This window comes from Cryobacterium psychrophilum (assembly GCF_004365915.1).
Lineage (GTDB): Bacteria > Actinomycetota > Actinomycetes > Actinomycetales > Microbacteriaceae > Cryobacterium > Cryobacterium psychrophilum.
The window spans coordinates 605,694-630,588 of record NZ_SODI01000001.1 but is presented as its reverse complement, the minus strand read 5'-3'; the positions used below and the strand labels follow the sequence as shown (position 1 = coordinate 630,588).

Annotated in this window: 20 protein-coding genes; 14 read left to right on the top strand and 6 right to left on the bottom strand. The window is 63.6% G+C overall.

All coding sequences use genetic code 11. The features are described 5' to 3' along the window. Window positions 1-35: 35 nt before the first annotated feature. The 3 genes from EDD25_RS02980 to EDD25_RS02970 all read right to left on the bottom strand — a co-directional run bounded on the left by EDD25_RS02980 (window position 36) and on the right by EDD25_RS02970 (window position 1,595). On the bottom strand, window positions 36-932 hold the full coding sequence (locus EDD25_RS02980) for a site-specific integrase (RefSeq protein ID WP_134171961.1): 897 nt from the start codon (window positions 930-932) through the stop codon (window positions 36-38). After that, the gene (locus tag EDD25_RS02975) at window positions 929-1,132 is read right to left on the bottom strand and encodes a hypothetical protein (RefSeq protein WP_134171960.1); all 204 of its coding nucleotides are present in this window, start codon (window positions 1,130-1,132) and stop codon (window positions 929-931) included. The genes EDD25_RS02980 and EDD25_RS02975 overlap by 4 nt, the downstream gene beginning before the upstream one ends. A gap of 133 nt (window positions 1,133-1,265) precedes the next feature. Further along, window positions 1,266-1,595: a hypothetical protein gene (locus EDD25_RS02970; protein WP_134171959.1), complete on the bottom strand. Its 330-nt coding sequence runs from the start codon at window positions 1,593-1,595 to the stop codon at window positions 1,266-1,268. Between the two features lie 354 nt (window positions 1,596-1,949). Between EDD25_RS02970 and EDD25_RS02965 the strand changes: the two genes are divergently transcribed. The 3 genes from EDD25_RS02965 to EDD25_RS02955 all read left to right on the top strand — a co-directional run bounded on the left by EDD25_RS02965 (window position 1,950) and on the right by EDD25_RS02955 (window position 4,423). Then, complete coding sequence (locus EDD25_RS02965) at window positions 1,950-2,462, top strand: hypothetical protein (protein WP_134171958.1); 513 nt, start codon at window positions 1,950-1,952, stop codon at window positions 2,460-2,462. Window positions 2,463-2,859: 397 nt separating this feature from the next. Next, the gene (locus EDD25_RS02960; protein WP_134171957.1) at window positions 2,860-3,402 is read left to right on the top strand and encodes a hypothetical protein; all 543 of its coding nucleotides are present in this window, start codon (window positions 2,860-2,862) and stop codon (window positions 3,400-3,402) included. A gap of 172 nt (window positions 3,403-3,574) precedes the next feature. Beyond that, window positions 3,575-4,423 (top strand): metallophosphoesterase family protein, encoded by an 849-nt coding sequence (locus EDD25_RS02955; RefSeq protein WP_134171956.1) that lies wholly within the window; start codon window positions 3,575-3,577, stop codon window positions 4,421-4,423. 97 nt (window positions 4,424-4,520) lie between these two features. Here EDD25_RS02955 and EDD25_RS17890 read toward each other — a convergent pair whose 3' ends face one another. Next, window positions 4,521-5,402: an Ltp family lipoprotein gene (locus EDD25_RS17890; protein WP_166671183.1), complete on the bottom strand. Its 882-nt coding sequence runs from the start codon at window positions 5,400-5,402 to the stop codon at window positions 4,521-4,523. A gap of 69 nt (window positions 5,403-5,471) precedes the next feature. Next, window positions 5,472-5,948, bottom strand: coding sequence for a hypothetical protein (locus tag EDD25_RS02945; protein ID WP_134171955.1), 477 nt, complete (start codon window positions 5,946-5,948; stop codon window positions 5,472-5,474). A 402-nt stretch (window positions 5,949-6,350) separates the two neighbouring features. Between EDD25_RS02945 and EDD25_RS02940 the strand changes: the two genes are divergently transcribed. The 9 genes from EDD25_RS02940 (at window position 6,351) to EDD25_RS02900 (ending at window position 20,684) form a co-directional block, all read left to right on the top strand. Further along, window positions 6,351-8,555: a hypothetical protein gene (locus tag EDD25_RS02940; protein ID WP_134171954.1), complete on the top strand. Its 2,205-nt coding sequence runs from the start codon at window positions 6,351-6,353 to the stop codon at window positions 8,553-8,555. Continuing rightward, window positions 8,555-10,174 carry a type I restriction-modification system subunit M gene (locus tag EDD25_RS02935; protein ID WP_134171953.1) on the top strand — a complete coding sequence of 540 codons (1,620 nt, stop codon included), beginning with the start codon at window positions 8,555-8,557 and terminating at the stop codon, window positions 10,172-10,174. The genes EDD25_RS02940 and EDD25_RS02935 overlap by 1 nt, the downstream gene beginning before the upstream one ends. Continuing rightward, window positions 10,167-11,384, top strand: coding sequence for a restriction endonuclease subunit S (locus EDD25_RS02930; RefSeq protein ID WP_166671182.1), 1,218 nt, complete (start codon window positions 10,167-10,169; stop codon window positions 11,382-11,384). Before EDD25_RS02935 ends, EDD25_RS02930 begins: the two co-directional genes overlap by 8 nt. Continuing rightward, on the top strand, window positions 11,384-14,572 hold the full coding sequence (locus tag EDD25_RS02925) for a type I restriction endonuclease subunit R (RefSeq protein ID WP_134171951.1): 3,189 nt from the start codon (window positions 11,384-11,386) through the stop codon (window positions 14,570-14,572). Before EDD25_RS02930 ends, EDD25_RS02925 begins: the two co-directional genes overlap by 1 nt. A 31-nt stretch (window positions 14,573-14,603) precedes the next feature. Further along, window positions 14,604-15,443, top strand: a complete 840-nt coding sequence (locus EDD25_RS02920) for a hypothetical protein (RefSeq protein ID WP_134171950.1) — start codon at window positions 14,604-14,606, stop codon at window positions 15,441-15,443. 954 nt (window positions 15,444-16,397) lie between these two features. After that, a complete protein-coding gene (locus tag EDD25_RS02915; RefSeq protein ID WP_134171949.1) occupies window positions 16,398-17,000 on the top strand; it encodes a hypothetical protein in 603 nt (200 codons plus the stop codon). Then, a complete protein-coding gene (locus EDD25_RS17385; protein ID WP_166671181.1) occupies window positions 17,001-17,354 on the top strand; it encodes a hypothetical protein in 354 nt (117 codons plus the stop codon). A 163-nt stretch (window positions 17,355-17,517) separates the two neighbouring features. Next, complete coding sequence (locus EDD25_RS02905; RefSeq protein WP_134171948.1) at window positions 17,518-19,626, top strand: GmrSD restriction endonuclease domain-containing protein; 2,109 nt, start codon at window positions 17,518-17,520, stop codon at window positions 19,624-19,626. Between the two features lie 62 nt (window positions 19,627-19,688). Next, window positions 19,689-20,684 (top strand): TY-Chap2 family putative peptide chaperone, encoded by a 996-nt coding sequence (locus tag EDD25_RS02900; protein WP_134171947.1) that lies wholly within the window; start codon window positions 19,689-19,691, stop codon window positions 20,682-20,684. A gap of 72 nt (window positions 20,685-20,756) precedes the next feature. Here EDD25_RS02900 and EDD25_RS02895 read toward each other — a convergent pair whose 3' ends face one another. Next, window positions 20,757-20,936 carry a hypothetical protein gene (locus EDD25_RS02895; RefSeq protein WP_134171946.1) on the bottom strand — a complete coding sequence of 60 codons (180 nt, stop codon included), beginning with the start codon at window positions 20,934-20,936 and terminating at the stop codon, window positions 20,757-20,759. 335 nt (window positions 20,937-21,271) lie between these two features. Here EDD25_RS02895 and EDD25_RS02890 point away from each other — a divergent pair, with 335 nt between their 5' ends. Both EDD25_RS02890 and EDD25_RS02885 read left to right on the top strand, forming a co-directional pair. Continuing rightward, entirely contained in the window at window positions 21,272-24,016 is a 2,745-nt protein-coding gene (locus tag EDD25_RS02890; RefSeq protein ID WP_134171945.1) for an N-6 DNA methylase, read from the top strand. Then, window positions 24,013-24,609: a metallophosphoesterase family protein gene (locus tag EDD25_RS02885; RefSeq protein WP_134171944.1), complete on the top strand. Its 597-nt coding sequence runs from the start codon at window positions 24,013-24,015 to the stop codon at window positions 24,607-24,609. Before EDD25_RS02890 ends, EDD25_RS02885 begins: the two co-directional genes overlap by 4 nt. The last annotated feature ends 286 nt before the right edge of the window (window positions 24,610-24,895 follow it).

Here is a 24,895-nt window from a genome sequence, read left to right as displayed (position 1 = left end):
TGATCACGGCACACCAAAACCCTGATCAGAATCTGTTAAAATTTCTTTGAGAAACTTTTGCAAAAACCGCCGTTCGGGGGCTCGAAGGCGGCGAGTTTGTCGAGGGCTGCCAGATTCTTGAGGCCGGAGATTCGCAGAAGTTCCTGCGGTGGTGTCCCGTCGCGGAGGTGCTCCACGAGCCACGTCGCGCGCATACGACTGGGCCGAACGTCGAGGTCGGTGCGGGCCCGCAGGAGAAAATCCGTGACTTGTCCAGAGGTCGCGCTGAAGCGGCCAGGACGAAAGAGCCAATCGTTGGGTTTGAGGTCTGCGAGGATTCGCCCGAGGGGTCGGTCCCACTGCTTGCTGAGGGGGACGACACGGGGCCGGCTTTCCCACACGACGACGTGGATGTCATCGGTTGTGGTGTCGAGGTCTCGGACGCGAACTCCGAGGATCTCTCTCGCTGCCAGGCCGGCCCCGAGTCCGAGGGCGAGGAGGGCGATGGCGTCACGGCGCCGATGATCGGTTCCTTGCGCTGTGGCCCAGCTGTAGAGGGCGGCAACCTCCGACGACGAATAGGGTTTCGTCGGCACTGAACGCGGGATCGGCCGGTGCTCAGTCACGCCTGCCGGGTTCAGAGTTTCGACCATGAGCCAGAGCGTCGATCGGTGGGTGGCTCTGCTGCTGGTGGCATATTTCTTCATGGCCAGGTGGATGAATTCTTCGACCGTGCTGCGGCGAAAGATGCGTTTGCGTTCCAGGGGCGTGCCTCTGCTTTGCCAGCACCAAAGCACGAACGCGACGGTTGCGGGGTAGAGGGAACGTTCGTCGCGGTTCGTCGCTGAGGCGGTGTCGGCGACTGCAGCGCTGATGAAGTCACCAATCGTGTCCCAATAGGGCAGAACGTTGATGGGGCGGTAATCGTAGGGGCGAGCCTCGGCGGCGGTCATGACCAACCTCGAATTTCCGGTACCGCGTCGATGCGGATGATCGGAGTGGATTCGCGAGTGGTGATCAAGACGCCGGGCAGCCGCAGATTGATCAGGAGCAGCAGCGGCCGGCCCCGGCGGCACTGGACGATCTCTTCGAGGATGAGGTCTTCGCCGTCGCCCCGCAGCCGGAGCGCACGCTCGTTTTCTGCGCTGGGCACGCGGCGGACCAAGCGCCGGTCGCAGTGGATCCAGTAACGGGTGTCAGATTCTGTGCTGACGACGTAGGAGCCAGTGCAGTCTTCGCTGAGGGACTCCAGGGAGGGCTGTCCCTCCGGCACGTAACGCATCGCCTCACCTCTCGGGGTCTTGTCGCCGGGCGATATCGCCGTCGCGACCTTCGTCGGCGACAGGGTTGATTGTTTGGATCGTGCTCGACAGGTGCCAGAAGTGTTCGACATAGTCCGACTCGTCAGGCTCTGGACTCATCAGCCAGTAGCCTCGAGCGCCGACGGTGCAGTGCACGATCTCGATGAGGGGACGCGTTTGATCGTTCAATGTTGCCGCGGCATCCTTGCCGGGAAGGCGGGTGACGGTCATCGCATCCAAATCGAATCTGTGCGCGGAACCGATGGTTGTGACGATCCAGCGGCCACCTTCGGCGCCAGTCAGGCTGTCGGTCATCGTTCCGGGCTCTCGATGGGACGTGCCCGTACCGCTTGAATGCTGACGACGGGGTTGGTCGTGATCAGCCAGCATCCGCCTTCGATACCCCACAGGCACTTCGGTCCTGTTTCCGGGCTGTCGTCTGTTGCATTGTGACTCGTGTAAACCATTTCGAACCCCGATTCTCGTGGTCGGGTGCCCTTCTGTTGGACCTTTCCGGCCTGCTGAATTCCAAATGTACGAAAGTTCCTATTTTCAAACCACCGAATCAACGACAAACTCGGCGTCGCTCCGCCGTGAGGGGAGATCATCGACAGTGTTCGGCGGCTGCAGTCCTCTGTGCGAGGCAGACCGCCCTGAGAAAGGCAGATCATGACTACATCAGGGCCAACTGCGGAGCCGGACCACGCCGAGGTTCCCGACAGAAGCGGTCGGCGCCCCAGACACGCGGCGCATCCGAGCGCCGACGTCGTATCGGATCCGCTGGCGCGCAGCGTGCAGGCAACCCAGACTGCCTGGGCCCATATGGAGGCGGAGTTCGGGCTGTTGACCAGCAGCCAGGTCGCGAAAGTGCTCGGAGCTAGGCCGTCAAATCGGATGTTGGCGTCGCGGAACCGCGCGGCGCATCACATCGCTGGCATCGTGAGGGGAAACGCTGTTCTTTATCCCGGATTTCAATTCGATCGGGTTCACGGAAAGATCCTCCCGCTGATGGGGCGACTCATCGGGTTGGCAGTGGCGAACGGCTGGACCGAACACGACCTGTTGCTGTGGCTCTGCGGGCCGAATACAGCCTTTGAGGAGGAAGACCGTCCCGTGGACCACTTCCACGATCCTGATTCTGTGGTTGCCGCCGCCAGAAACGAGTTCGAGACCCAATGGTGACGAGGCCGGAGCCGACAGGCAACCGCACGGTCCTGCTCACGACAGAAGAAAGTCGCTCCTGAGTAATCTCAGGAGCGACTTCTTACTCGTGGTCGTCAGCGCTGAGTGCCGCGGCCACAGAGCGCAGCCGGCAGCTGCTAGTCCGAAGGATCTCCGGGGACACGTCGTGTGTAATCCAACGGCCTGACACGACTGCACGGCACAACAGTAGAAAGAATTCGGCGTTCATCCACCGCTTCAGTGACAAAGTTCGCTGATCCCGCATCTGAATACGCGTTGTCCGCGCTGTTGCCGCGCATGAGCTCGTTGAGGCTGCCATCCGGGCGGCCACGACGGGCTACCTATGAACGAAACGAATCCTCGAGAACACCTTTACGTCAGAGCCAGGGAACTCTGGTTGGCAGAGCCAGATCTGGGCCCACGCTCCGCCCACTACGCCAAAGCCGACGAGGATGGTGCGAACGGCGACGCCGATCGCACCTCCGCCAGCAAGTGGGCCGTGAACTGGGTTTCCGCGCTCTACGGTTATGAAGATTTCTGGCGGGAGAACGGGCGGACCCCGCGTGAACGCACCCGCAACCTCACCACGCTCCCCGGCGACGAGCGCCGACGGGGCGAATGGGCCCGGTACCAGCGTCGCTTCGAAATCACACTCTGCCGCTACCAGATCATCCGCCTCGACCTCTCGCCGGCCTTTGAATGGGATCCGCAGGAGCATATCTGGCAGAAGAACTTCGCTGCGTACCTGCACCACCTGCAGCTGACTGGGAACCCGCCCTACCTCAAAGGTGCAGACCCGGTCGAGTTCGCGCTCGGCCGATGGTTCAACCGGCAACTCCGGCAAGGTCAAATAGGCGTGCAGCCCAAGAACAGAGCCGACCAACTGGCCGTCCTCCTGGCCCTTCGGAGCACAACCGGGCAAATCGGCCACCCACGCTGAGAACAAGAGGCCCAAAAAAAAACCGACTCATCGACATTTGTTGCCACGGACGCTGCCATCAGGAAAGCTCGAACGTAGTCTGATGGCATGTGTCAGCTGGCTCTGAATCGACCCGAAACGGGAGTTCTGCGCTCGGTGATCGCCGAGCGCGGAACAAATCGCTGAGTGCACCGTGACAGCTAAGACTGGGCGCGTCACGCTGTCCACGGCGAGTCGCATCGGATTCCTCGGCGATACTCACGGCGACATGCAACACGTGCTGACCGTGGCACGAACGATGTCAGCCCGAGGCATCGAACACCTGGTGGTCCTGGGCGATTTCGGGTTTCTGTGGCCCGGGCACAACTGGGGTATCGATATTGACAAGCTGAGCAGGCGACTCAAGACGACGGCCCAGACCCTCGCGTTCGTTGACGGCAATCACGAGGACTTCGACCTCCTCTACAAGTTCCCGGTCGCCGATGACGGGCTGCGCTGGATCCGACCGAACATCGTCCACATACCCCGTGGCTACAGGACCGTACTTGCCAGCGGCGCCACCCTAGCTGCCCTCGGCGGCGCCAACTCGGTCGATGTCGGCCATCGGGTCCCGGGGCGTTCCGTCTGGGGGGAAGAGTCAATCACCGAGGCAGACCTCATCACGCTCGGGCACGAAGTGGCCGACGTGCTCATCGGACACGATGCACCTTTGGACCTACCGTCCCTAGATGCGTGGCTGGCGGCAACAGACCACGGGTGGCCGCCAGCCGGCCTCAAGTACTCCGCTGAAGGACGTGCCATGTTCCATCGTGGGTTCCAGCAAGTACGTCCCCGGCTCTACCTCGGCGGCCACTACCATCGGCATGTCGATGAACTGGTCACCTACAGGCCCGGCAACCGGGAATTCCAGACACGTGTCGTGATCCTGGACCAAGGCGGCTCAGCATCTGCGACCAGCCAGGCCATCCTCGACGTGCGCACCCTTGGACTGGAATTCATCACCAGGGATGGTGGCAATGTAGGGCGCTCGAGATCGCAATGACTTCATTCGAGCAGCTGCGAAGGACTGTCGCCGCTGTCCATGCCCGGGAATGACGAGAACCCCGCCCTCGGGCGGGATCCTCGCTGTGAACGACCGGTTAGTCGTTCAGGTGCTGGATTGCGAAGTCGGCTTCCTCCGCGGTGAACTGTTCTCCGTACTCGCTGGTGAGCTGCTCACGAATCGATTCCGGGGACATGGCCATGTTCTCCTGGTACGACTTCGCCTTGGCGAGAGCATTCGCGTTCCAGTCAGCCTGCACGTTGTCCACCCCATACTGCGCGGCCTCCGGCGAGAACCGTTCGCCGTACTCCGAGGTGAGCTGACCGTAGAGTCCCGATTTGCTCATGTTCATATTCTTCGAGTAGCTCGTGGCCTTGACCAGCGCGGAACTGTACTCGGCAGGTACAGCTGGGGCCACAGGCTCGGGCGCCTTCGTCTCCTCAACCGGTGCCGCCTCCGGGGCCGTCGTTTCGACTGCCTTCGGTTCCGTCATCTCAGCCGAGTCAGCTGCGGCGACCGGCGCCACGGCAGCGGATGTTGCATCCGTCGGGTTCGCCGCGGCGTTCACCCCCGAGATCAGCATCGAGAGGGCGATCACCACGGCGGAGACGATCCAGGCGATCTTCTTGTTCTGGTCATAGCCGGCCAGCGTCCGTCCCTGCTTGTCACGCTGGGCTCCGGTGAGAACCAGGATCAGGTCGACCAGCACCCAGACGCCCAGACCGCCGAAGGTGAACAGTTTGAGCAGTCCCGTGCCGACCTTGCCGAGGTAGAAGCGGTCGACTGCGAATATTCCGAGCAGCAGAGCGAACAGCCAGGTGACCACGAATGATTTGTTCGAGACGAGCATCGGGCCGGATCTCGCGGCCGAGCCGGCGGGGGAGCCCGGCTGCGGGGCCGGGGGAGTGAGGGGGATCGGCTGCTCCTGCTGCGTGGCCGGAATGCCGGTCGGGGCTGAAATGTGATTGGTGTCAGTCATGCTGTGTCTCCTGTTCGGGTGGTGCTGTGCGAATAGTGCTGGGTGAGTAATGGACAGGCCTGCCGTGCGTTACTTGGCCGCCGTCTCGATCACGATGTCTAGGCCGTTGTCGGGGTGGTAACCCCACGATGCGGAAAAGCCGTCCCAGGTGCCGGTCTGGCGGCCGTCGAGGGCCCGGGTGCTGTCGATCCGGCTGATGACACTGTCCGGGGTGTCGAGCTCGAGCAGCACGCAGGCCAGATCCTCGAAGTCGGCGCCGACCGCTTCCTCGCCCTCGCTCTGCATCGAGATACTGCGACCCTCGTCGCCCACGGTGATCCAGGGGTCGTCTTTGATCTCGCAGGTGGTCGTGGCATCCGTCATCGGGCTGCCCATCGCGATCGAGCCGAGACCGCCGGCGACGGATGCCACGAGCAGCGACCCGACGACGCCGACGACCAGGCCGATGCCCAGGGCTACGGCGCCGATCCGGAGTTCGCGGGTGCTGAACGCCGGCGGCATCGCCGTGAGCGGTGCCGCGGGTGCGGCCGGTGCGGCAGCCGTCATGGGTGCCGGTCCCGGGGCCGGGGCCGGGGCGGATCGGCAACGGCCGTGGCGGTCGTCTCGACGCGTGGAACGCCGTTCTCCTCTGATGTCATGGCCGTGATCTCCTGTGCGTGTTCTGGCCAGGCGCTGAGTGCCGGGCGTGGTGCACCGGGCGCTGCGCGCCGAGTGCTGAGATGGTGGGAGCAGGCGGTGCGCGGACGTTCCCCCCGTGACCGTGCGCCGCCTGCCTATGCCTGAAACTTCGGGTGGATCAGGCACAACGTCACGCTAGGGCCGGCTGTGCACCCGAGCATCTTTGGATACTGATAACTGGGGTTATCAGCAAATGCGGTGCACGAGAGTGACGTTGCCCTAACCTGAAGTCACACGAGCAGACACACGACAGGTAGAGGGGGAGCGCGAATGAGCACGTCTGAGCCGGCGCTCCTGATGACGATGTCCGACATCGCCGCCCTCGCCCGGGTGCAGCGTCCGGTCGTCTCGGTCTGGCGCACCCGCGCCGCCCGCAGCGACACCCCGTTCCCGAGCCCGGTGAGCCGGCGACGCGGCCAGGACCTCTTCGACGCCCACCAGGTAGGCCAGTGGCTCACCGACACGCACCGCGGCAACAACCCTGAGGCGTCGATGGATACCGCGGCTCACGCCATCCCCGGCGACTCGACCGGCACCGCGGGGTCGACCCTCCGCGCAGTGACCGCCCTGCTTGCCCTGCGCAGCCAGCTCGGCATTCCGCTCGGCGCTCTCTCCGACGCCGATCTGCTCGATGCCGCCGACGAGCACGACCCCGACGACGCCCTGTTCTACCGGGAGATCGACGACATCGGTGCGGCGCGCGGGACACTGGTCGGCTACGTCGACGCACTCGTGGAGGCCGCCTACGGGGAGGCCCCGGCGTTCGAGCGCATCCTGGCCGACCGGTTCCGGCTCGGCGCTCAGGGTCATGGCGACTCAACCCGAAGCGGATCCGTCCGCAGCGACACCGCACTGAGCGCCCCCGCCCTCGAACTCCTGGCGCTGGCCGCATCGGCGCTCGCCGCCACCGAGGGTAGCGATGCCGGGAACGCGGGCCCGGTGTTCGTCGATGCGACCGGGAGTGCCGGCGACATCCTGCTGGCCGTCGCCCACGCCCGCGCCGACGCGGGTCGCGACCTGACCGTGCTCACCCCGAACGACGACGGCGACCCTGCGCGGCTCCTGCGCCGGCGGCTGCTCGTGCACGGCATCACCCGGGTAGGCCTCGAGGTACAGCACTCCGGGGCGTTCGCCGTAACGGGAACGGCCGTGCACATCGCCCAGTTGCCGTCGGCGAGCCAATCGGGAATGACGCCGGCGGAGATGCTTTCGGCGATCGACCAGATCGTGCTGCAGATGACCAACGACCAGCTCGGCGTGGTGATCGCCCCGTCGGCCGTGCTCAACGACGCAGGCCTCTCCCGCGAGAGCGACGAACTGCGCTCCACCCTGCTGCGTTCGGGTCGCGTGCGAGCGATCGTGCGCCTGCCGGCCGGGCTCCTCACCACCAAGCCCCAGCAGGCCCAGGCGCTCTGGGTGCTCGGCGCCGCGCACGCACACGTTCCCCTCGCCGACCGCTGGACCATGGTCGCCGATCTCACCGCGACGCCCCTCACAGAGGCGGTGATCGACGACCTGATCAGCGACCTCATCGCCACGCTCGGCGACCGCGGCACCGTGCGCGCCCACGCGTTCCGGTTCGCGCGCTTCGTACTCACCCGCACCCTGCTCGCCAGCCATGGCTCGCTCGTCGCCGGCGCGCGCACCGTCGCAGCCACACCCCAGACACACGGCGCCGCGCTCGCCGTTCGGGTCGACGAGTTGCTTGCCCTGCTCACCCCCGAAACGGATGCCGCGCCCGGCCTCAGCGGGCTCGCCCGGCTATCTACGAGTGCGCCGGGCCCCTCCGGCCACTCCGGCTCGGCCGCCCACACGGCCGCCGGCTCCGCCGCCCACACAGCCGCCGGCTCCGCCGCACCTCAGACGATCGAGCAGCTCCTCGCCGCCAAACATCTCCGGTACATCCCGGGCAATCGCCTCGACGTCGACGACATCGCCGTGGGCGGGCGGCGCACGGGCGGCATCCGTCTCATCGGCCCGGCCGAAGTGCTCGGCGACACCGCGCTCGGTCACCGAAGCATCGACCGGCTGCGTTTCGCCGCCGACTACCCCTCAGGCCGGGTGACGGAACCCGGCGACGTGGTGTTCACCACCGTGCCGCGCCCGGCCGCGATCGTCGACCGGGAAGGCACCTCGGTGGTGCTCTTCCCCGCCCGTATCCTGCGGATCAACCCCGACGACCCGAACGGGCTCCTCAGCGAGATTGTCGCCTCAGACATCACGGCGCTCCCGCACGAGCACCGGGGCTGGCAGCGCTGGCCGCTGCGCCAGGTGCACCACCGGCAGCGCGCTGCGCTCGCCGACGCGCTCGCCTCGGTACGGTTGGAACAGGAACGGGCGCACGAACGTCTCGCCCACCTTGACGAGCTGACTTCCCTGCTGATGGCGGGGGTCACCGCGGGCAGCCTCACGGTCTCCCAGACCGTCGGCTCACACATTTCACACGCATTCGCTTCATCGGAAGGAACCAACTAGTGGCACCCAAGACCAAAGTCGCCGCCTTGCCGTCGACCATGAAAGAGCTGAAGGACACCCTCTGGAAGGCCGCCGACAAGCTGCGCGGCTCGATGGATGCCTCGCAGTACAAAGACGTCATCCTGGGTCTGGTGTTCCTCAAGTACGTGTCCGACGCGTTCGATGAGCGCCGTGAGCAGATCCGCACCGAGCTGGAGGCCGACGGCCTGAACGAGGACCAGATTGGCCAGTTGATCGACGACGTCGACGAGTACACCGGCCGTGGCGTGTTCTGGGTGGGCGCCCGCGCCCGCTGGACCTACCTCGCCGAGAACGCGAAGGGCCTGCCGGCCGCCCCGGGGGAGGCGCCGAAGTCGATCGGGCTGCTCATCGACGAGGCGATGGACCTGCTCTCCGCCGACAACGCCGCTCTGGCCGGTTCACTTCCGCGCATCTACAACCGCGACGGCGTCGACCAGCGCCGCCTCGGCGAGCTGCTCGACCTGCTCAACTCGGCCCGCTTCACCGGCCACGGCGCCACAAAGGCCCGCGACATCCTCGGCGAGGTCTACGAGTACTTCCTGGAGAAGTTCGCGGCCGCCGAGGGCAAGCGCGGCGGCGAGTTCTACACGCCCGCCGGTGTGGTGCGGGTGCTCGTCGAGGTGCTCGAACCCACCCACGGCCGCGTCTACGACCCGTGCTGCGGGTCGGGCGGCATGTTCGTGCAGACCGAGAAGTTCCTCGAGTCGCACCAGAAGGAGGGGTCGAACATCTCCGTCTACGGGCAGGAGATGAACGAGCGAACCTGGCGGATGGCCAAGATGAACCTCGCCATCCACGGGCTGAACGGCAACCTCGCCAGCCGCTGGGGCGACACCTTCGCCCGAGACCAGCACCCCGAGCTGCAGGCCGACTACGTGCTCGCCAACCCGCCCTTCAACATCAAGGACTGGGCCCGCAGCGAGAGCGACCCGCGTTGGAAGTACGGAGTGCCCCCGGCCGGCAACGCTAACTACGCCTGGATCCAGCACATCATCTCCAAGCTCGCACCCGGTGGCAGCGCCGGCGTGGTGATGGCGAACGGCTCGATGTCGTCGAACTCGAGCGGTGAGGGTGAGATCCGTGCCCAGCTGGTTGAGGCGGACCTTGTCTCCTGCATGATCGCTCTGCCCACGCAGCTGTTCCGCAGCACCGGTATCCCGGTCTGCACCTGGTTCTTCGCCAAGGACAAGTCGGCTGGCGAGCATGGCAGCATCGACCGCACCGGCCAGGTGCTCTTCATTGACGCCAGCAATCTCGGCCACATGATCGACCGGGCTGAGCGCGCGTTGTCCGACGACGACATCGCCAAGATCGCCGGCACGTATCACGCGTGGCGGGGGACTCCTTCGGCGTTAGATGATGCACCTTCGTATTCAGACCAGCTCGGCTTTGCATATTCCGCGTCGCTGGCAGATGTCAAAGCCGCTGAATACGCACTCACCCCTGGCCGCTACGTCGGGGCGGTCGACGTCGAAGACGACGGTGAGCCGATCGAGGAAAAGATCCTGCGTTTGCGCACGGAGCTCTTCGCTCAGTTCGAGGGGTCTGAGCGCCTAGCGGATGTCGTTCGCGATCAGTTGGGCCGGGTCTATGTCTGAGTGGATAACGCTCCCACTGGCCGAACTGATGACGTTTCGTGAAGGGCCAGGCGTGCTTGCGAAGGACTTCCATGCGCAAGGCGTACCGCTCATCCGCTTGGCTGGTCTCAAGGAGGGTGCGGGGTTGCTTAAAGGCTGCAATTTTCTTGATCCGGAACTCGTGTCAACCCGATGGTCCCAGTTCAGGCTCGCACTTGGTGAGGTCCTGTTGAGCTCTTCCGCTTCGCTTGGCGAGGTCGCGACCGTGGATCATGCCGCGGTCGGAGCCGTTCCATACACCGGAATAATCGGATTCAGAGCACGAGATGGCCGACTTTGCCAGCGCTTCATTCCCTTTGTGCTGACCGCACCAACGTTCAAGCGGCAGATCCAAGCAATGGGCGTAGGCAGCGTCATGCGTCACTTCGGCCCTAGCCACCTTCGGCAGATGAACGTATCGATTCCGCCTATCAATGACCAAGAAGGAATTGCTGACGTGCTGGGAGCGCTCGACGACAAAGTCGCGGCCAACACCAAACTGGTCGCCTTGCTGAGCGAGAATCTCGAGGCTTCGTTCACTTCAATTGTGAGAGAGCCTGAAAGCTTCGTGGCGTTCAGCGACCTTGCCACTGTGACCAAGGGTGTGTCCTATCGAAGCGTTGATCTTGTGGACTCTCGGACAGCCCTGGTCACTCTTAAGTCATTTGACAGAACTGGTGGCTATTCAGCCCGCGGTCTGAAAGATTACGCTGGCCCCTACAAGCCCGTGCAGCAGATTCACCCCGGCGAAATTGTGGTTGCCCAGACCGATCTCACCCAGGCCGCCGAAGTTGTCGGGCGAGCAATTCGTGTCCCTGCAAGCCGAAACCATGAGACCCTGGTGGCCAGCTTGGATCTCGCAATCGTCCGCCCTGTTACAGGCGTCCCCGTCGAATTTATACTCGGGTTGATGCTCCAGGGGCGATTCCGTACCCATTGCAAGAGCAGAACGAGCGGCACGACGGTGCTTCACCTTGCTTCTGCTGCGATACCCACTTTCAGTGCTCCTCGAGTTTCTGCGGTCGTCCAGCAGCACTATGCATCAGTCGCTCTGCCAATGCTGGAAATGAGCGATTCCCTGACGAGTGAGAGCGAAGCGCTAAGCGCAACGCGCGACGCGCTCTTCCCTGCGCTCATGTCTGGCAAGCTTCGGGTGAGGGATGCAGAGAAAGTACTTGAGGGGGTGCTCTGATGGCGGGATTTTCGGAAGCGGAGTGGGAGAACGTTGCGCTTGATCTGTTGGCTGGGCCACTCGACTGGCAGCCGAAGGCGGGCGACAAGATCGCGCCGGGCAGCGGTGAGCGGGACAGCTGGGATGAGCTGCTGATCCGTCCGCGACTGTTGGACTCGCTGCGGCGGCTGAACCCGACAGTCCCAGGGGAGTACCTGGTGCAGGCGCTCGCCGAGATCGCGTCGCCGAAGTCGCAGGACGCGATCACCGAGAACCAGCGCATCCACGACTACCTGATCGACGGATTCCGGCTGAGCTACATCGGCGACGACGGCACCGAGGTGAATCCGAGCATCCGTCTGGTCAGTGCCGAACCGTCGGAGAACGACTGGCTCGCGGTGAACCAGGTCACGCTCATCCGCGGCGACTACAAGCGGCGCTTCGACCTGGTGCTTTACTGCAACGGCATGCCGGTGAGCATCATCGAGCTGAAGAAGGCGGGCAGTGAGACGGCAGATGTCGCCGCGGCGCACGCGCAGCTGCAGACGTACCTGCGCGAGTTCCCGATGGCGTTCCGGTTCTGCGTGTTCACGCTCGCCAGCGACGGGATCCTCGCCAAGTACGGCACCCCGTTCACGCCGCTCAACCACTTCTCGCCGTGGAACGTCGATGACGACGGCACCCCGGTGAAGCCCGGCGACACGAACGACTGGGACGCGACCACCGGCATGGAGATCGCGCTGCTCGGCCTCTACAACCAGGAACGGTTCCTGCAGCTGCTGCGCTCCTTCACCGCGTTCGACGAGGGCGCCGACGGGCTCGCCAAGCGCATCGCGAAGCCGCACCAGTACTTCGCCGTCACCAAGGCGGTCGGCAGCACGGTGCAGGCGGTGGAGAGCAATGGCAAGGCCGGCGTGGTCTGGCACACCCAGGGCTCGGGCAAGTCGATGGAGATGGAGCTCTACACCAACCTGGTGTCCCGGCATCCGAAGCTGAAGAACCCGACGGTCGTGGTGATCACCGACCGCAACGAGCTCGACGGGCAGCTCTATGAGACGTTCGCGCAGAGCCTGCTGCTGCCGGGCAAGCCGCAGCAGATCAAGCGGCGCAGCGAGTTGCGCGATGAGCTCAGCAACCGCGCCACGGGCGGCATCTACTTCACGACACTGCAGAAGTTCGGGCGCAGCGAGGCCGAGAAGCAGGCCGGCGCGGAGCATCCGCTGCTATCCGACCGCCGCAACATCATCGTGGTCGTCGATGAGGCGCACCGCAGCCACTACGACGACCTCGACGGCTACGCCCGGCACCTGCGCGACGCCCTGCCGCACGCCACCCTCATCGCGTTCACCGGCACGCCCATCTCCTTCGACGACCGCAACACCCGCGACGTGTTCGGCGAGTACATCGACATCTACGACCTCTCCCGCGCCGTCGACGACGGCGCCACGGTGCCGGTGTACTTCGAGCCGCGCCTGATCAAGGTGAACCTGGCAACGGAAGTCACGGAAGAGACCCTCGACAGGGCCGCGGACGAAGCCACCGTGGGGCTCGACGACACCGAGCGGGCGCGGATCGAGGCATCCGTCGCCGTGGTCAACGCCGTCTACGGCGCCCCGGACCGCATCGCCGCCCTCGCCGAGGACATCGTGACGCACTGGGAAAACCGGAGCGGACAGATGACGAAGTTCATCAAGTCGCCCGGCAAGGCCATGATCGTCGGCGGAACGCGGGAGATCTGCGCGAACCTGTACTCGGCGATCGTCGCGCTCCGCCCGGCCTGGCACTCCGACGACCTCGACAAGGGCGTCATCAAGGTTGTCTACTCGGGCACCGCGTCGGACAAGCCGCCGGTCTCCGACCACGTGCGCCGGAGCTCGGCCAACGCCGTGGTCAAGGGGCGGCTGAAGGATGTCGACGACGAGTTGCAGCTGGTGATCGTGAAAGACATGATGCTCACCGGGTATGACTCGCCGCCGCTGCACACGCTCTACCTGGACCGGCCGCTCAAGGGTGCCCTGCTCATGCAGACGCTCGCGCGGGTGAACCGCACGTTCCGCGGCAAGGAGGACGGCCTGCTCGTGGCGTATGCGCCGCTTGCCGACAACCTGGCCAAGGCGCTCGGCGAGTACACGAAGAGCGACCAGGAGAGCAAGCCCATCGGGCGAGACGTCGACGACGCCATCGTGCTGACCCTGTCGCTCGTCGACACGCTGCGTGCGATGCTCGCCGGGTACGACTGGAAGGCTGAGCTCGCCAAGGGCGGCCCGAAGCGCTACCTGAACGCGGTGACCGGGGCGGTCAACTATCTGCGGGATGCGGCGACGCCGGGCAACCAGGTTGCCGACGGCGAAGAGACCTTGGCCGCCGCGTACCGCCGCTACTCGGGGCAGCTCTCTCGGGCGTGGGCGCTGTGCTCGGGTGCCGGGTCGCAGGAGCTCGAGGAGCGCCGGCCGGAGATCCAGCTGTACGAAGAGGCCCGGGTGTGGATGGCCAAGTTCGATGCCGCCGAACGGCAGGCCTCCGGGCAACCCGTGCCCGAAGACGTGCAGCGCCTGCTCGGCGAGCTGATCGCATCCGCGACATCAGCGGGCGGGGTGCTCGACATCTACGAGGCCGCCGGGATGCCGAAGCCCTCGCTTGACGATCTCAGCCCGGGGTTCATGGCCAAAACGCAGCAGGCGCGCAACCCGCAGCTCGCGATCGAGGCGCTGCGCAAGCTGCTCACCGATGAGGCGGTGCGCACGACGCGCAACAACCTCGTGCGCCAGCGCGCCTTCTCGGACCGGATCTCCGAGCTGATGAACAAGTACACGAACCAGCAGCTCACCTCGGCGGAGGTGATCGCCGAACTCGTGGCCCTCGCCCGCGAGGTCGCCGCAGAGGCAAACCGCGGGGCCGGCTTCACGCCACCGCTGAACCACGACGAGCTGGCGTTCTTCGATGCCGTGGCGCAGAACGAGTCCGCCGTCGAGGTGCAGGGCGAGGGTGTGCTGGCCGATATCGCCCGCGAACTGGTCGCCGTGATGCGCCGAGATGTGCGCACCGACTGGACCGTGCGCGACGATGTGCGCGCCAAGCTGCGATCTTCGATCAAACGGCTACTGGTGAAGCACGGTTATCCGCCGGACCGGCAGCCGGTCGCCATCAAGCTCGTGATGGAGCAGATGGAGTCGATGGCGCCGCGGTATAGCGAAGAGCGGGCTGCGTGAGCGGCTCCGAGTGTGGAATCGACAACCACGCATGAGAACTGACGATTTCTGGATGGACCAGATCGGCCCGGAGGGATATAGGCCGCCGGTGCTCGATATGGAGTTGTTGGCTCAGGTTCGCACCGGAGTGGTTGTCGGCCATCCCGATGCCGAGGTTGCGGTGGCCCTTGCCCGTCTCAATCACGACGAGTTCGAGAAATTCGGCACCGACAGCACTCAGCTTCTGACTGAGGTCGGTTCGCGAGAGACCCTACGCTCACTCATCTCCGTGGCGAAACGACTCGGAATTAGCGACTTCTCTCCTCCGTTCAGCGACTTCAGTACTTTCAAAACCTACTGGAACCGAAACGACGGTTACGGGAGTTGGCAGGCTCGCCGGGACATGCTCAACATAGTCTTCGAGCCTCTTCATGTTCGCTTGGCCGATCTTGAGGCCGGAAACATATCGTCTTCCCTGGTGTCGTCAATTTCTCCCCACAAGACAACCGGATGGCCCCGGGTCGACGAAGAGATCGCAGAGTTGCGACGACACTTTGAGATTGCTGTTTCACCTCAGGACTACCGAAACGCGGGCAACGACTGTGTGACGGTGTTGGAAGCGCTCAGTGCTGTCGTGTACGACGCAGCTGTCCACCTTCGCTCGGGAGAGTCAGAGCCACCTGTCGCGAGCACGAAGGATCGATTTGATCGGTATGTGGAGGTCTCCATGCCGGGGCCGGAGAATGCCTCATTGCGCAAACTCACCAGGGCGTCCATCGAGATGGCGCAGGGCGTCAAGCACCGACCGTCGGGCACGCGCATGGAAGCTGGCATCGCTGCGGATGCCGTGATTCAGCTGGCCAATATCTTCCGCAGGCTTCAGGAGATCTAAGTTCAAACGAATTGCCGACTTTATCCCTGGCACTTTGGCCGTTGTCGGACAGCGGGCGGAATTCGGGTACGGAGTTATGCCGTGGTAGCCGGGCGTATCACCCGTGCGGCCTGGAACCGCCGGTACGGACTGGCGGGCTCAAACTTCTGGACATATGTACCCGTTATCGGCCAGACCCGGCTTCCTCGGAGGCGGCAGGGCCGGACCCGACAGGCCCCCGGATTCTCCCGGCCGTCGGGCCGCAGGCGAAGCGGAACCCGAATCCGGCGAGTCCAACGCGGGCCGCCGAGGAGCCCTGACCAGGTCGTTTCCGGAACAAAAACGGCGCTCCGGGCCGTGTCGCCGACCAATATCGAAAATTCTTTTGGGCCAAATCCCGGCAGCCGGACCCCTCCCCGCGCCCACGGACGGTGCCGACGGCCGCCCAGATCCGGGCTCGTCCGATTCCCTTTCACTTGTCGGTTTTTACCGATCTCTACCGCCCCGGCGGCCCGAATTACGTGATCCGGTGCAAACGAGAATTCACTTCTTAACCGCCGCGACGGCCGGGAATCCGGTTCGTGCGCCGGGTCGGGCCGCGGTTTCCCTGGGCCGGCCAGCGAACACCGCGGGCACGAGTCGCGCCCCAGCAGCGGGATCCGGGCCCGTCGGGCACGCAATTCGGGTCGAACCGATGGGTCACAGATCAGGAATCGGGGACGCAACGGCGCGGCCGAAAACCTCGATTTAGTCCTTGACGCTTCGGGGAGGATGGCCGCGCAGGCCCGGGTCTGACGGATTCGATCTCCACTTGTCACTTTGGACAAGGCGTGCTGGATGGAGGAGGAAAATACCTGACCAACCCTCACGTCTGATTGTGCTTGGGCTGGCGGGACGGCGGCCGGAAGATCCGGTAGCGTTCATCTTCGGCAGCGCGGCAGTGCGGGCACGAGAGCGTTCGAAGCAAGGAGAATCATGAAGTCAGCAGCCCTACCGGTGGCGCCCGTCCGGCACGACCTCGGTCTGGCCCGGCACGAGGCGGCCCACGTTCTGGCGTGTCTCGCCGTGGGCGGGAGCCTCGTTTCGGCGAGGTCGAGTGCCGACGGTTTGTGCACGCTGGTCGGGCTGGACGCCGGGGCGGACCCGAAGGCCCCGGGCCGCGTCTCCGCGGCCGGTCCCTGCCTGGAGATCGTGATCGAGATGATCGAGGGCGAGGGGGATCCGGGCGAGTCGATGGTTCAGATGTTGGAGTCATGGCGGGACGATGCCGCCCGCGGCGACGGGGCGTATCTGGATGACATGGTCGCCGCGAACGGATTCGTCGCTGAGGTGGCCGCATGGTCGCTGGCCTTCTGCACCGTCAACTCCGACCTCATCGACGAGGCCGCGGCGATCATCATCCATGCCGGCACCCCGGTCGAGTTCGAGACGTTCGCGGCCCGGTTCAACGGCCGGATCGCCGACGTCGACCCGGAAGCGCTGGACGCTGCCGAGCGTTTGTTCGTCGGCTCCCTGCGGGCCCTCGAACGCATCGACGAAGCCGTCGCCGACTACCTCGCCGCGGAAGGGGCGAAGTAGATGACCGTCATCGGTCCCGACCTGGACCAGGTCCTCTCCACCGGGCTCCTTGCTGCCATCAACGGATTCCTGAACGATTTCGGGGCAGCCGCGCACCTGCCGGCACTGGCCTGGACGTTGGTCTTCGAAGACGACGCGGGCATTGACGGGACGCACCCGGGCGGTCGCGGCCACCCGGACTCCGAAGCGCTCTGCGCGTCCTGGGCTGACGTCCTGGGTCTGACCGAGTCGGAGTACGGACCGGGCGAAGGCTTCCGCAGCTGGACGGGGAATCTCTCCCAGTGGGAACTTCGGGTTTTCGCCGTCACGGACCCGGATCTGTACCAGTCCACGTACCCGGACGACCGCGAGTAGCGGCGACAATCAGGGCAGCTTCTCCACGCGCGCCCACCAGCCACCAGTAGGAGGTGCTGTGCGGCCTTCGCCCGCCAATGATCGACCAGCTACGGCTGGTCGCTAACCGTGCACGGGCCACGATGACTGACAGGATGGACACGAGATAGATGGGGGACGCGGCATGAACGCGATTTTCAAGACAGTGTCATGGCAGGTGGGGTCGCTCGTGTCCTCAGTGGAGAACGGCACGATTCAGTTGCCGGACTTGCAGCGCCCCTTTGTGTGGCCTGCGACGAAGGTACGAGACCTTTTCGACTCGATGTACCGCGGGTACCCGGTCGGTGAGCTGATGTTCTGGGACGTCTCGGCGTTAGGCGAGACTCGCTCCATTTCAGGCAAGGACAACATGGGTGCTGCGCACCAGATTGTCGACGGACAGCAGCGCCTAACAAGCCTGTATGCGGCGATCAAAGGCCAGAAGGTTCGCGACGAGAACTATCGGCCGAAAGAGATCACCATCTCGTTCAACCCCTTCACTGAAAGATTCGAAGTCCGGACACCGGCCTACGCGAAGTCCGCGGACTGGGTGGAGGACATCTCCACGTGCTTCACCTCGCCCCTTGCGGCCCACCGGGCATTCGTGCGGCGGTACACCGCCTCCGGCAAGGATCTCAACGAGGAGATGGATGACCAACTCGCCGACGTCTTCGTTCGCTTGCACGGCCTGCAGAACTATCTGTTCGACGTCGTCCATATTCAGAAGGAGGTTGGCAAACGCACTGTCGCCGATATTTTCGTGCGCATCAACTCCGAGGGCGTGAGCCTCAAGGCATACGACTACATCCTGACGTGGTTGAGCGTGTTCTGGCCGGACGGCCGAGAGGAGATCGAGGATTTTGCCCGCAACTCGCGGCTTCATCCGGCGCATGCCAGTGAGGTCTCCGGGCAGCGTGTTGCCTGGACCGCGAAGAATCCATACCTCGACGTGGAGACCGGTCACGTCATTCGTGCGCTCGTTGCCATCGGTCAGAATCGGGCGAAGCTGGCCGACGCCTACAACGCGCTGCAGGCTAAGGATCGCGTCACCGGGATGGTAGATGCCGAGCGGCAGCAGCGTGAACTGCAGCTGCTCAGCAACGCATTGCCCACCGTGCTGAACCCATTGCATTGGCAGGAGTTCATCCGCTCCATCCAGACTGCTGGCTTCCGGTCTCGCAGAGGCATCACCTCCAGCACCAACATCGTCTCCACCTACGTTTTCTTCCTGCTCGGACGGACGCGCTATGGGGTAGACCTGCAGACCCTGCGCACCCTCGTCGGCCGGTGGCTATTCATGTCGCAGCTCACCGCGCGGTATACCGGCAGCGGAGAGTCCCAGCTGCAGAAGGACTTGGACCGCTTCGCGGAGCTCCGCCCAAACGACTCGGTCGGGTTCATCCGAATCGCCGACGAAGTCATCGCGAATGAGCTCACCCCAGACTTCTGGGCCTATCGGGTGCCCGATGCGCTCGTCACGTCGAGCATGTCGCTCTCGCCCGCCTACCAGTGTTACCTGGCCGCACTCAACATCCTCGACGCTGACATGTTCATGCTCCGGATGTCGGTGCGTGACTGGATGGACCCGTCGCTGCCGAGCGTGAAGGGAGTCGAGGGGCACCACCTCTTCCCCCGGAGCTACCAGGAAAAGGTCCTCGGCATCACAGACCTCAAGCGCATCAACCAAGCGTCCAACTTCGCTCCCACTGACTGGGACACGAATATCCTCATCTCGGACCGCAACCCGTCGGAGTACTGGCCCCAGTTGGTGGCCGATCGTGGAGCTGATGCCGGGTGGCTCGCCAAGCAGCAGTACTGGCACGCGCTGCCCGAAAACTGGGAGAGCCTGGGCTATGACGACTTCCTACAACAGCGACGTCGGCTCATCGCGACCGTGATCCGCGATGCCTTCGCGCGCCTGAGTGAGGGAAAGGGCGCAAACATCTTGCTTCCCGCCATCGTTGAGGACATTGACGTTGTGGCTGAGCCGACTCTCGCAGAGCTGGTCGAACGATCGCTGCTCAGTGCCGGCGACAATCTCGACCCTGTCGATCCAGCTTGGGAGGTTGATGCGACCATTTCTGATGATGGCACTCTCGTTATCGACGGCGTGCACGTGTTTGACTCCCTGGACGAGGCCGCGTACCACGTGGGCGTCACCAACATGAGCGGCCTCGAGTTCTGGGCGCTAGAAACCGAGAATGGCTTGGTGCCGCTGACCGACATCGTTCAGAACGCCGAGGTATTCGTGTGAATGAATGTCGACGATACGCGATTCATTTCGACTGGATACCAGGGCACTCTCAGAACGGACCAGTGGGAATCTGGAATGAGGACGGCGAGTGTCACTACCCGGTGTCGACGGGCGCGCTACAGGCGAAGGGTGCCCAGTCCTTCGCTGATCGGGGAAATGCGCACACATACGAGACATGGCTGGCCATGCGCGAAGAGACCACCTCGACCTATGGCGCCAACTGGTCGCCCATCGATACTAATCAACCAATGGAGGTGGTGATCGAGTCGATGGTCGCGGAGTTCCTGGCGGTGGAACACCCGACATTGACCCATGTGGCGGATGTGCCGGACATCCACGACGCTGAAGATGTCGACGAACCCGCACCGGTGGTCGCTCCCGCAACGCCGGCGATGCGCCGGATCATCTCCGAGTCGTGGTGGATCGCCAGTGAGCTCGCAACTCGACACCCCGAGCACCTCATATGGGAGATGCATCCGGGCGGCGGGATGTATGACTGCCTTGCCCTATGGAAGCCAGGGGAGGATCCGTCGGTGCAGCTGAATCGTGCCGGGTCGCTCCACGTGCTCACGAGTACCGATTTCCACCTCAGCTGGAGTGACGTGCTGGCAGACCAGTCTCCACACGGCCCAGTCAAAGCGATTGAGGAGGCGGCGAGGCTCACGCTGGGCGGCTCCCGCCCGTCCTCGACGCGACGTACACTCGCGTACCGTTTTATCGCAACACTGCTGCGTCTGCAGCTGCACGACCGCCACACCTGGGATGCCCGCAACGAATTCCTCGACTCCGTGTGGAACCACGACAACCTCCGCGGGTATCTCGGACGGTTCCCCGCAGCGGCCGAAGCAGCGCGAACGGCGCCGGAGATCGGCCTGCCCGGTGAGCCGCAGTCCCACTTCTGGGCGATCCTGCGTGACGAGGAACCCGTCGCCATCATCTCCATCGACGGCGTGCTCTACCGGGACAGCGGCACATTCGACCTCATGGCCGAATACCAGGCGGTTGGACGCAGCATCACCCATGTTGTCGCCAAGTGCGCGGGCGACTGGCTGCATTGACATGCAAGCGGCTGCGCAGCGTCCGGATCACTGAGATTGTGCGTGTAGCGTGCCTAGCCGCGGTCTGCAGTCTTAGCGGTTGAAATGCTCGCGCACGAGCGCAGCTTGCTCCTCCGTCAGCTGCCAGCGCGTTCCTTTTTCAACCTCGGGCCGGAACCCCTGTTGTCTGAGCCACCCACGAATCGTCTTGGCGAGGACGGGAAGATCGCGCGCGAGCGTGTTCGGCGTAACCGGTTCGGTTCGGGGTTCCATGCGTGGAAGTCTAGCGAGCGGTGTTCTGGCCGAACGACAGTTGGCCCCGGCGCCGCCCTGTGACTATCGGCGGGGCCGAAGTGACCGCTCGCGGCGTGGTCGGGACCTGCTGCATCGCAGCAGGGGCCGTTGAGGTCGGATCAATCGGTATGCGGTCTTGCTGCCTACGAGAATCGTGTGGTCGGACCTATGTGTGCACTATGGAGACAATCGCCTCCGGCATACTGAGCACAGGTAATTGACGTCGGGAGCGAAATGGGCAGCGGGGCAGTCCGGCGCATGTTAAGGGGGCACCTCGCCTTCGGTGGCGCGCGTCAAAGGCTTGGAGGTATCGAGTGAAAGATCTGCCAGTCTTCGATCGGTTTGTGGAGCCGGTGGGCGGTCGTTTGACGGACCACTTGTGGCGTCTCGCCGATACTCTTCGCGGGCGGTCAGCTCCTGACGCAGTCACATCTCTCGCGATCGATGCCGCCCTCTGGTTTCAGCGGAGTTCAGGACATCCCCTTCCTCAGACGATCGAGAGTTCTCAACAATTGGCCGCCCAACTACCCACGGAGGTTCTCGCTCTTCAGAGAGACTTTCTGGCGACTCTAGGTGAGTCCGAGGTATGGCGGTATTTGCCGGGGCTAATCAGCGTTATTGGCAGGGACGAGCTGGCCGAGCATGTGGCTACACCGTCGCTGGATGAGGTGGCCCAGGCTGCGCTTTTCGCTCGGAGGATATCGTCGGAAGGGCCGGTCACCATCTACGATCCGGCGGCGGGGATCGGGGCTTCCTTGGTCGCCGCGGGTCGCGCCGCAGATACCGTCGGCCTTAGTCCGTTCCTCCTAGCTCAGGAGATCAACCAACAGGTAGCGCTCCTGGCCGAGGCTAATTTCTATCTGGCCGGGATGCCATCTCGGGCCGCGGTTGGTAACTCGCTGACCGACGACGGATTCGAAGAAGATTTGGCAGACTTCTCCGTGTCCCAGGCTCCGATGGGGCTCGATTGGAGAAGTTCATTCGACGCGGTCTCCGAACTGTCCGACAGCGGGAGGGCCTTTCGACATGGTTTGCCGCCCAAGTCGGACGCCACGTGGCTTTTCGCGCAGCGCGCGCTGGAGAAACTGGAGTCGCGAATCGAAGGTGGTGGGCGCGCTGTGGTGTTCAGCAACTCCTCGCCGCTCCAAGAACGGCATTCATCGGGCCTCCGTCAGTCGTTGCTCGACAATGATTTGCTCGACGCGGTAATCGCACTGCCAGGAGGAATCCTCCCGAACACAACAATTCCCATCTACGCTCTGGTTTTCGACAAGCGAAAGAACAGAAATCGAGCTGGATTAGTCCGCGTTGTTGATCTTCGAAGTCAGTTCGAGAACACACCGCGTCGAGCATCGGCGAGGTGGCAGCTGACGAGTTCCGGCTTCGAGCTCTTGCAACAATCGTTGCGGTCGACAAAGGACAGCCAACTGGCGCGCACTGTGCCTGTGGAGCGGTTCCAGATCGTTCGCAGGCGAGTGCGAAGCATGGCGCCGGGTGCGGTTGAGTGGAACATTGACGTTCCGAACAGTGAATCGCTAGAGAAGTTCCTCGCGGCACGCTACGAGCCGGGAGAGGTCACCGTTTCAGAAACCGAGGTGTCGTCAAGTTGTCGGATCGAGGTGGAGCCGCTCTTCGAAAGAGACGAGGTTGCGCGCTGGGCGCTGAAGATGAAGTGGCCAACATCTCGATTGGCCACTGTAGTAACAGCGCCGCCCGTCCTGCATCCGCCCGGCAAGGCCGGTCTGAGCTCAACCTTCGCAGTGGCCGCCGCCTCGGAGGAGGATGCCACTCCGTGGCTGGGCTCCAGTGGGGCCGTCCTGAGCATCGCGGTTGCTAGCGGGCGCGCTGACGCTGCGTTTCTTAACGGATGGCTTGCGAGTCCGCTGGGGCGTGAGTCGATCACAGCGGCTCACCGGCGTCTAGGAGGAACCCTGGGAATCGTGCGGTCCGATTCTCGGAGTCTGATGCAGCTCGCGGCCGAGATCGTTGTCCCTGTCCCGGCGCTGGCTGAGCAGTCGCGCATTGCGACCGAGGACGCGAAGCTCAAGCGCGTGGAGTCCTTGGTACGGCGCACTCGCGGAGAGTTCTGGGAGCAGCCCACCAAGGGGCAAGAGTTCGTGAGTAAGTTCGATGACCTCCTCGATGAGAGTCCGCATAAGTGGGCCAATGATCTGCCGTACCCAGTGGCAGCCGCACTGTGGACGCTCCACACGAAGGAGACGGTCGAAGCGAAGCACAAACAGACCTTCCTCTTCTGGGAAGCCTATGCGGCGTTTACCGCGACGATGCTCCTATCCGCGTTGGCGGTTGATGAGTCGCTGCGTGACGCTGAAATGCCGGGCCTGAAACGAGCATTGAACGACGTGGGACTCAGCCTGGAGCGCGCCACGCTCGGGACGTGGTCCATCATTCTGCAGCGATTAGGGGCAATCTTTCGGGACATGCTCACTAGTAAAGAGATGGATCAGCAAGAACGCGTTCTTCGAACATTCGGGGGAGTCGCCCGGTCGTCTTTGTCGAGGCTGATCGCACCTGCCGTGGTGAGGCTCGTGTCCGAAGCCAACAACAAACGGAACGCGTGGGATGGCCATTCTGGTGCGGCGAGCCAGACGGAGCTCCAAGGTCACCTAGATCATATGAACGGGCTCCTCGATGAGTTAAGAGCCGAGGTGGGGTCGGCCTGGCGAGGCCTTCAACTCGTCAGAGCAGGAAACGCCTCGAAACACGGCGGTCAAATTAGCCAGAATGCGGAGTTGCTCTTGGGACCGTCGACTCCCTTTCGAGTAACCCGACTTGAGGTGGCGGACATGCTGGACGGCGAGCGACTCTACCTAATCGCACCGCCCGGTGACATCGGTCTCGCCTTGCAACCGTTCGTGATTATGCAACAGTCTCCAGCCAGCGAGAGGTACACGAGCTACTTCTACAGCCGCGCCGACGGGGAAGGATTTCGGTTCGTATCTTACGAAACAGCGGAACAGAGTGAGATCACGCTCAGGAATCCAGTCATCAGGCAAGCGATCGGTACGACCGCAATACAGGACCCGTTGACACCATGACCGTGTGGTGGACCAGCGACACTCATTTCTCCCACGCGAACATCATTGAGTACTGCAATCGTCCGTTTCGAGATGTTCAGGAGATGAATGAGGCCCTCATTGAGAAATGGAATTCGACTGTAGCGGCCGACGACGTTGTCTTTCACCTGGGCGACCTGGCTCTTGGGCACGATATTGGGCGACAGATTGCTCTGACTGCGGAGCTCCACGGCGACAAACGGCTCGTACGTGGAAATCACGACCGAATAGCGGAGTCGTTCGCTGGGCGACGAAACGCAGCAGGGTTCTCACGTATGTACGAGGACGCTGGATGGATCATTCTTCCCGAGCAGTTTGAACACTCCATTGGAGCGCACCGGGTTCTCGTTTGCCATTTCCCCTATATCGGGGACTCGAAAGATCATGACAGGTACCTTACGTATCGTCCCGTCGACAAGGGGCTGCCCATCATCCACGGCCACGTCCACAATGAATTCGTCGAGCGCGGCCGCCAGTTCAACGTTGGCGTGGATGTTCGCCAGTATGCGCCTGTCGGAGAGTCCGTCATCTTGCGATGGTTAGAAGGCCTGATTTCGAAGAGTGAGATCGAATGAACTGTGGGGAGGCTGCGCACTTCGGGCATCGCGGCCGGCGTTGAGATCTCACGAATCGCGAACCCGGACCGGGGTGATGACGCTGGCGATGAAGTCCACTCCGGTTGTCAACGGCCAGCTTTGGGAGCCCAGAATATGTCACTAATTCCGCCGTCCGAATTGCCCGCAGCACCTGAGTTCTTCAAGACGAGTGCGTGACCTTAGAGTGATTGCATGGATAATTTTCCAGGTCCGACGGGTCAGTGAGCTGCACGATTTCGCGCTGACAAACTGGCGGCGTTCGGAA

Excerpts from the sequence above, each read along its gene's own strand:
- EDD25_RS02930 (WP_166671182.1), top strand. The coding sequence starts at position 10,167 with ATGTCTGAGTGGATAACGCTCCCACTGGCCGAACTGATGACGTTTCGT.
- EDD25_RS02885 (WP_134171944.1), top strand. The coding sequence starts at position 24,013 with ATGACCGTGTGGTGGACCAGCGACACTCATTTCTCCCACGCGAACATC.
- EDD25_RS02940 (WP_134171954.1), top strand. The coding sequence starts at position 6,351 with ATGAGCACGTCTGAGCCGGCGCTCCTGATGACGATGTCCGACATCGCC.
- EDD25_RS02945 (WP_134171955.1), bottom strand. The coding sequence starts at position 5,948 with ATGACGGCTGCCGCACCGGCCGCACCCGCGGCACCGCTCACGGCGATG.
- EDD25_RS02965 (WP_134171958.1), top strand. The coding sequence starts at position 1,950 with ATGACTACATCAGGGCCAACTGCGGAGCCGGACCACGCCGAGGTTCCC.
- EDD25_RS02925 (WP_134171951.1), top strand. The coding sequence starts at position 11,384 with ATGGCGGGATTTTCGGAAGCGGAGTGGGAGAACGTTGCGCTTGATCTG.
- EDD25_RS17385 (WP_166671181.1), top strand. The coding sequence starts at position 17,001 with ATGACCGTCATCGGTCCCGACCTGGACCAGGTCCTCTCCACCGGGCTC.
- EDD25_RS02970 (WP_134171959.1), bottom strand. The coding sequence starts at position 1,595 with ATGACCGACAGCCTGACTGGCGCCGAAGGTGGCCGCTGGATCGTCACA.
- EDD25_RS02905 (WP_134171948.1), top strand. The coding sequence starts at position 17,518 with ATGAACGCGATTTTCAAGACAGTGTCATGGCAGGTGGGGTCGCTCGTG.
- EDD25_RS02895 (WP_134171946.1), bottom strand. The coding sequence starts at position 20,936 with ATGGAACCCCGAACCGAACCGGTTACGCCGAACACGCTCGCGCGCGAT.
- EDD25_RS02915 (WP_134171949.1), top strand. The coding sequence starts at position 16,398 with ATGAAGTCAGCAGCCCTACCGGTGGCGCCCGTCCGGCACGACCTCGGT.
- EDD25_RS02980 (WP_134171961.1), bottom strand. The coding sequence starts at position 932 with ATGACCGCCGCCGAGGCTCGCCCCTACGATTACCGCCCCATCAACGTT.
- EDD25_RS02920 (WP_134171950.1), top strand. The coding sequence starts at position 14,604 with ATGAGAACTGACGATTTCTGGATGGACCAGATCGGCCCGGAGGGATAT.
- EDD25_RS17890 (WP_166671183.1), bottom strand. The coding sequence starts at position 5,402 with ATGACTGACACCAATCACATTTCAGCCCCGACCGGCATTCCGGCCACG.